Raw genomic sequence first — 7,250 nt, forward strand, 5'->3', positions numbered from 1 at the left:
GACAAAGTTAAGTAAATATTCTTAAACCTGAAGAAATATCATTCATTTTTTTTCATTTTATATGAAAGTATATAACTCTTTCTCGTTTGATTTATGAGAACTAAACACTTAAAACATGATACACTTGAGTATAAATAAGATAATAGAATCAGTAAATATCGTATCTAATTGCACATACTTTATTACGACATAAAAGAGGTAGAGCGATTCGATTCAATTGTAGGATTTCGCCCTTTCCATAGTCTTAATCATCTCATTTTAAGGCTTTGGCGGTTTAATAGCTATCACTTGGCATTGCGGTTTGCATCATTTTACCGCACAATATACGTCATTTTATCGTGTAAAACAAGTTTAATCACACGACCATTTGCATCAAAAGTATAGCTCAAGCAAAAGAGCTACGCTTTTATATGAATAGAAAAGAAAAGAGCTTATTAAACACTCTGACGCTCGAGGCCCCATTTTTCATGGGCTATAACATCACATCTCTGCGCATGGTATACCTCTCCTTAAAGAAAGGATAGGGGTTAAAGCTTATTCCCTTCTTTGGGAAATACAACAATAGGACTATAGTTTTTTGCTTCTTCGAAATCCATAAGTGCATAAGCAATGATAATCACCACGTCACCAACTTGAACTTTACGTGCCGCAGCTCCATTCAAACAAACACACCCCGACCCACGTTTGCCTTTAATGATATACGTTTCAAAGCGCTCACCATTATTGTTATTGACAATCTGAACCTTTTCCCCCGCAATAAGATTTGCCGCATCCATCAGATCTTCGTCTATTGTAATGCTCCCCATATAGTTTAGATTTGCCTCTGTAACCGTGGCACAATGGAGTTTACTTTTCAACACTTCGATCATCATTTCATTTTCCCTTTCTATATCTTATATGGTCAATGAGACGTATAGGAGTCATTCCGCAATAGACTGTTATACATCCAACAACCCCATGTTCTGACGTCCAATCATCAACCGCCAATAACGTTTTACCATCTACAATCTCAAAATATTCAACCTCAAGTCCGTCAATCGCATTTATTTCGGCTACGACTTTATCATGCGTTTCCTCAACAGAATGAGTCTTGGAATAATCCAAACTATCTTTTAATGCTTGATAAATTGCTGGAGCAATAGCCCGTTCTTCCTTCGTCAGCAGCTTGTTACGGCTACTCATTGCCAAGCCATCCGCTTCTCGAATTATCGGACATTCTACAATCGTTATATTGCTATTCATATAATCTACAAGTTGTTTGATGACCGCAATCTGCTGCCAATCTTTCTCTCCAAAATAGGCATTATCAGGGGCTACGATAGTAAATAAGCGACTAACAACCTGACACACCCCATTGAAATGTCCAGGACGACGCGCTCCTTCCATCACCGTTGTAACAGGAGGGAACTCAAACACACGCGTGTCGGGCTCGGGATAAATCTCTTCTACGGCAGGTGCAAAAACATAATCTGCACCACAAGCTTCAGCCAGACGAACATCTTCATCCAATGTTTTGGGATAACGTTCAAGGTCAGCCTTATCATTAAACTGAGTAGGATTAAGGAACACCGAGACAACAGTAATGTCATTGTCTTGTACACTGCGTTTAATCAGCGAGGCATGTCCCTCGTGTAAAGCCCCCATCGTGGGCACAAAACCTATACTCTTGTCTGCATTTCGCGCGGCATTGAGTTCGTTTTGAAGTTCAACAATCTTTTTTTCGACTTTCATTTTCTTTATCCAAATCGGGCCACAAAATAACAACTTTTTTCTTAAATAAGAAAGAATAATTATAAAAATATGCGAATTAATAAGCGCATTTGAGCCTTTATAGACAATTTTCTAATTTATTTCGTGTTTTTTTTATACCTTTGTGGCACTCAAATTTGAAAAAAGACATGGCAAAGAAAGTATTATTCATCAATCAAGAGATTACCCCATATGTCCCCGAGACGAATATGTCTGTCATGGGAAGAGACTTGCCACAGAAGGTACAAGAGGCTGGTCTCGAAATCAGAACGTTTATGCCTAAGTGGGGAAATATCAATGAACGGCGCGGCCAACTGCATGAAGTCATCCGACTATCAGGCATGAATCTCATCATTGATGATACCGACCACCCTCTCATTATCAAGGTTGCTTCAATCCCACAATCAAGGATTCAGGTTTACTTTATAGACAATGATGACTACTTTACCAAGCGACAAATGACAACAGATGAGGCAGGTGAAGAGTATGCAGACAACGGAGAGCGTGCTATCTTCTTTGCTCGAGGAGTCTTAGAGACTGTAAAGAAACTAAGATGGGCGCCGGATATCATCCATTGTCAAGGCTGGATGAGTGCTGTTGTGCCTTTCTACATCAAGAAAGCTTACCACGAAGAGCCTTCTTTTGCAAACACAAAGATTGTAACCTCACTCTTTTCAGAGCAACTCAAAGGGGATTTGGGAAGCAAATTCAAGTCTATTGTTGCTTTCAGAGATGCCAAGAAAGAACTTGTTTCTGGCTACAACGAGAAGTTTGACTTCGTTGAATTAGGAAAGCTTGCACTTGATTATAGTGATGGAATCATTGAAGCTCGCCCAACAGTAAACAAGGAATTATTAGACTATGCAGCTGAAAAGAAGTTGCCGATTCTTAAATATCCAGGAGAAGACTTCATCGAATCATATGTAGATTTCTATGATAAGATTTATCCAACAAGTGAAGATTAATCACAAAATCAATTATTACATGAAACTGAAAACTCTTGCAAGTGCACTACTTGTAACCCTAATGATATCGTCATGTGACGACTCTACCGGAACCATTGGTACGTCAATCACGAGCGACATGGATAAGTTGGAGATTAAAACCGACTCTTTTAATGTCACCACAAAATCGATTGCAGCTGGCGATGTCCTTTCAAGAAACATCAACGGATATCTTGGTAAGTTCAAAGACCCTGAGACTGGCTCGTATATCACGGCTGACTTCATGACACAGTTTGGCGTACTTGAAGACTTCAATCTTCCTAACGAGGGAGACATTGTGTCGAAGGATAATGGCAAAGTCATTGCAGACTCTTGTGAAATCAGACTTTATTATGACGATGTTGTTGGTGATTCTACGGCATTGATGCATTTGAAGATGTATGAATTAAGCAAGCCTGTAACAGATGCTGCAGCATTATATACAAACTCAAACGATATTGAAAGCAACTATCTCCGTAGCGGAGGATTTGAAGTTGAGAAGGCATATACGCTGGCAGATCTGACAACTGATGCGAAAGAAAAGGCTGAAAAGAATTATAGTCCGAGTATCAAAATCTCAATGAATAAGCCTTACACCGATAAAGATGGAGTGACATACAAGAACTATGGCACGTATCTGTTGCAGAAGTATTACAGCAAACCATCTGACTTTAGCAATTCATACACACTGATAAATAACGTCATTCCTGGCTTCTATTTCAAGTCGGTTGGAGGCTCAGGCTCTATCGGAAGGGTTTTCAATACTATCATGTTTGTTTACTTCCGCATTCAATACAATGGCAAAGTCTATAACAGAATCGCATCCTTCAGCGGTACGCAAGAAGTGTTGCAAGCCACACACATTGTCAATGACCAACAGGCTTTACAACAATTGATAAATCAAAACTCTGGAACCTATCTCAAAACACCAGCTGGAATATTCACAGAGATGACACTTCCTGTAGATAACATTATTGCAGGTCATGAGAAAGACAGCATCAACAGCGCAAAGATTACGTTACAACGAATCAACAACGTTTCGACAAGCCCTTATGCATTGCAAGCGCCAAAGCAGGTATTGATGATTCCAAAAGATAGCATTCAAACCTTCTTTGCACATCATAACATCATGAATTATAAGAATTCTTTCGTGGCAAACTTCAGCCAAAATGGTTACACTTTCAATAATATTAGTTCGTTGATTCGCTCAATGTATGAGAACAAAAAGAATGGAACAGCATCGGCTGATTGGAATAAGGTTGTCATTGTTCCTGTGACTACAACGAGCATGACCATTCAAAACGGAAGCTATTCTTCAACCTATTCAACGGGAGTATACAATGACATGTCGGTGAGAAGCGTGAAATTGTTAGGCGGAAACACGCCTCTCAAGATCTCAGTCATCTATAGCAAGTTCAAGTAACTCTATTCTTATGGCAGACAACTTCCTTGAACGCCAGCGCGAGAGTTACGAAGAGCGTAAGCAACAATGGCTGCGAAATAAAAAACACCTCACTAAGATTAAGAGGTCGCGACCCGAAAAACCCGAAGACGAAGCATTATAAAAACAATTCAATAAAGCCGAGACCACATCAGATGTCTCGGCTTTTTTCCACTGATAAACATTATATTTATGAAAAGACTCATTTCTTTTATGCTTTTAACAGCATTGATGCTTTCGGCCAATGCAACTGAAAAGAAAGTCACACTCCGCTTTATTGAAACAAGCGATGTGCACGGAAGTTTCTTCCCCTACGATTTCACGAACCGCAAACCAAGGGTCGGTTCAATGGCACGCATCAGCAGTTATGTAAAACAACTGCGCAAACAATATGGCAACAACGTTGTCTTGCTTGACAATGGAGATATACTTCAAGGACAGCCCACAAGCTATTTCTATAATTATGTGGCTACTAACGAGCCTAACATTGCAGCCCAAGTAATCAATTATTTAGGCTATGATGCAGAAACAATCGGCAATCATGACATCGAACCCGGCCATGCTGTTTACGACAAGTGGATTAAAGAGGTGAAATGCCCCGTGCTTGCATGCAACGTTGTTAACGTAAAGACCGGACAGCCTTACACGCACCCTTATGCAATCATCAAGCGCAATGGCGTCAAGATTGCCGTGTTGGGCATGCTCACCCCAGCTATTCCCAACTGGCTGACAGAGAATATTTGGGAGGGACTGCGCTTCGACGACATGGTGAAATCGGCAAAGAAATGGATGAAAATCATTCAAGAGAAAGAACACCCCGATGTTGTCGTTGGACTTTTCCACAGCGGACGCGAAGGCGGCATCAAAACGAAAGACTATGAAGAAGATGCAAGTTGTGTCGTTGCTCAGCAAGTGCCAGGCTTCGACATCATCATGTTTGGCCACGATCACACACGCTTCAATCAAAAAATCAAGAATATCGAAGGCAAAGAAGTGCTTTGCATAGACCCTGCAAACAATGCAATGACGGTAGCACAGGCCGACCTCACGCTTACGCTCAAGAATGGCAAAGTTACAAACAAGCAAGTTACGGGAACACTTGTTGATGTCACCAAACTCCCAATTGACGAGGAGTATATGGCACATTTCAAACCCGAAATCGAGAAAGTAAATCAATATGTTGACCGCATCATCGGCAACATTGAGAACACCATATACACACGTGACAGTTATTTCGGCTCAAGCGCATTCAATGACTTCATTCTCAATCTTGAATTGCAAATCACAAAGGCCGACATAGCCTTTAACGCTCCACTCCAGTTTGATGCATCTATCAAAGCTGGTCCGGTGAGAGTAGCCGACATGTTCAATCTCTATCGATTTGAAAATCAGCTCTACGTCATGCGTATGACAGGCGAGGAAATCAGAAAACATCTTGAAATGAGCTACGATCAATGGGTCAACACAATGAAGTCGCCCGACGATCATCTACTGCTCTTGGCCGACACACGCGGTGATGCACAGCGTTTGGGATTCAAGAACTTCACATTCAACTTTGACTCTGCTGCTGGCATTGATTATGTGGTCGATGTAACCAAACCCGACGGGCAGAAGGTGAAAATCCTACGCATGTCAAACGGACAGCCCTTCGATGAGCATAAATGGTACACTGTAGCCATCAACAGCTATCGTGGAAACGGCGGCGGAGAGCTGCTCACAAAGGGGGCAGGCATCCCCAAAGACAGTCTGAACAGCCGAATCATCTATCGCAGCCCTCGCGACCAGCGTTATTACCTCATGCAGGAAATCGAAAAGATGGGAACGGTTGCGCCGAAAGCCAACAACAACTGGAAATTCATTCCCGAAAACTGGACAAAACCTGCTGCAACTCGCGACAGCCTGCTATTGTTCAGCCACCAACGCAATCCTAAAGACGAAAAATAATGAAACACCTTTGGTTTATCTTTTGCAAAGGCGACCTCATGCTCGAGAAGCTTCCTAATGGGAGCTTTTCGATTCCCGAAGGCAACCAACCGCCTATTGCAACGAAGGATTGGACACATGTGCTCAATGTCTCACCCATGGACAATGGCGATGAGGTAAAGACTTTCCTCATCGACGAACCCGTCACCGACAATCCACGCTATGAAATGTATGGTCTCCGAAAAAGTTTCTATCATCTTTCCACCGACCTCTATCTCAAAGCGGGCAAATGTCACGAGCTAATCTACTGGGACCAGAACACAAAATATTGTGGCGTATGTGGTTTTCCGATGAAGATGCACACCGACATCAGCAAACGTTGTCCCAATTGTGGCAAAGAGGTATGGCCCACAGTAGCCACCGCCATCATCGTGCTCATTCATCGTGACGACAAGGTGTTGCTCGTTCATGCGCGCAATTTCAAAGGCAATTTCTATGGTCTTGTGGCTGGCTTTGTTGAAACCGGTGAAACTTTAGAAGAGGCCGTGCATCGAGAGGTGATGGAAGAAACCGGACTCACAATCACTAACCTACGCTATTTCGGCAGTCAGCCCTGGCCCTACCCGAGTGGCCTGATGGTGGGCTTCACAGCCGACTATGTCAGTGGCGACATCCATCTGCAACGCGAAGAACTCTCACGTGGTGCATGGTTTACAAAGGATAATTTGCCCGAAATACCCGAAAAACTCAGCATTGCAAGACAAATTCTTGACGACTGGCTCGCAAAAGCATAGAAAAACATTATCTACTTATTTATTTGCCCCTTTAATTTTTTCTTCTTACCTTTGCCGCCGTGAAACAATTAGCAATGACATATCAAGTGAACGAAGTACTGCAAAGAATCTCTCGATTCTTTGCATCTTTTTGCACTTTATCTTTGGTCAATCCAAATAATTTGCTAACACACACACACACACACACACACTCGCACCTGGCGTCACTAAGACATTTTTTCTTCTCGCATACGCGCGCGCGAAGCGTGCCGTAACCCCTGCAAACAAAGGACTTCTCGGAGTTTCCTTTGTTCGCTTTTTTATGTTCTTTTGTGAACTCTGTTTAGAACAAAATAAGAATGAAATAACAATTATTTTAAT

Annotated in this window: 7 protein-coding genes; 5 read left to right on the forward strand and 2 right to left on the reverse strand. The window is 42.0% G+C overall.

Features of this window, described 5'->3' with window-relative positions; genetic code table 11:
* Nucleotides 1-527: 527 nt before the first annotated feature.
* Both panD and panC read right to left on the reverse strand, forming a co-directional pair.
* The gene (panD, locus tag HMPREF9420_RS02560; protein WP_007133847.1) at nt 528-872 is read right to left on the reverse strand and encodes an aspartate 1-decarboxylase; all 345 of its coding nucleotides are present in this window, start codon (nt 870-872) and stop codon (nt 528-530) included.
* 1 nt (nt 873) lies between these two features.
* Nucleotides 874-1,731, reverse strand: a complete 858-nt coding sequence (gene panC, locus HMPREF9420_RS02565; protein WP_007133848.1) for a pantoate--beta-alanine ligase — start codon at nt 1,729-1,731, stop codon at nt 874-876.
* A 167-nt stretch (nt 1,732-1,898) separates the two neighbouring features.
* Between panC and HMPREF9420_RS02570 the strand changes: the two genes are divergently transcribed.
* The 5 genes from HMPREF9420_RS02570 to nudC all read left to right on the forward strand — a co-directional run bounded on the left by HMPREF9420_RS02570 (nt 1,899) and on the right by nudC (nt 6,890).
* The gene (locus HMPREF9420_RS02570; RefSeq protein ID WP_044078707.1) at nt 1,899-2,714 is read left to right on the forward strand and encodes a glycogen/starch synthase; all 816 of its coding nucleotides are present in this window, start codon (nt 1,899-1,901) and stop codon (nt 2,712-2,714) included.
* Nucleotides 2,715-2,733: 19 nt separating this feature from the next.
* Nucleotides 2,734-4,155: a DUF4270 domain-containing protein gene (locus HMPREF9420_RS02575; RefSeq protein WP_044079041.1), complete on the forward strand. Its 1,422-nt coding sequence runs from the start codon at nt 2,734-2,736 to the stop codon at nt 4,153-4,155.
* Between the two features lie 10 nt (nt 4,156-4,165).
* Nucleotides 4,166-4,297: a hypothetical protein gene (locus HMPREF9420_RS02580; protein WP_007133851.1), complete on the forward strand. Its 132-nt coding sequence runs from the start codon at nt 4,166-4,168 to the stop codon at nt 4,295-4,297.
* Nucleotides 4,298-4,365: 68 nt separating this feature from the next.
* Complete coding sequence (locus HMPREF9420_RS02585; protein ID WP_007133852.1) at nt 4,366-6,117, forward strand: bifunctional metallophosphatase/5'-nucleotidase; 1,752 nt, start codon at nt 4,366-4,368, stop codon at nt 6,115-6,117.
* On the forward strand, nt 6,117-6,890 hold the full coding sequence (gene nudC, locus HMPREF9420_RS02590) for an NAD(+) diphosphatase (protein WP_007133853.1): 774 nt from the start codon (nt 6,117-6,119) through the stop codon (nt 6,888-6,890). Before HMPREF9420_RS02585 ends, nudC begins: the two co-directional genes overlap by 1 nt.
* Nucleotides 6,891-7,250 lie beyond the last annotated feature (360 nt).

Origin of the sequence: Segatella salivae DSM 15606, from assembly GCF_000185845.1 — a bacterium.
In the GTDB taxonomy this organism is placed as follows: Bacteria; Bacteroidota; Bacteroidia; order Bacteroidales; family Bacteroidaceae; genus Prevotella; species Prevotella salivae.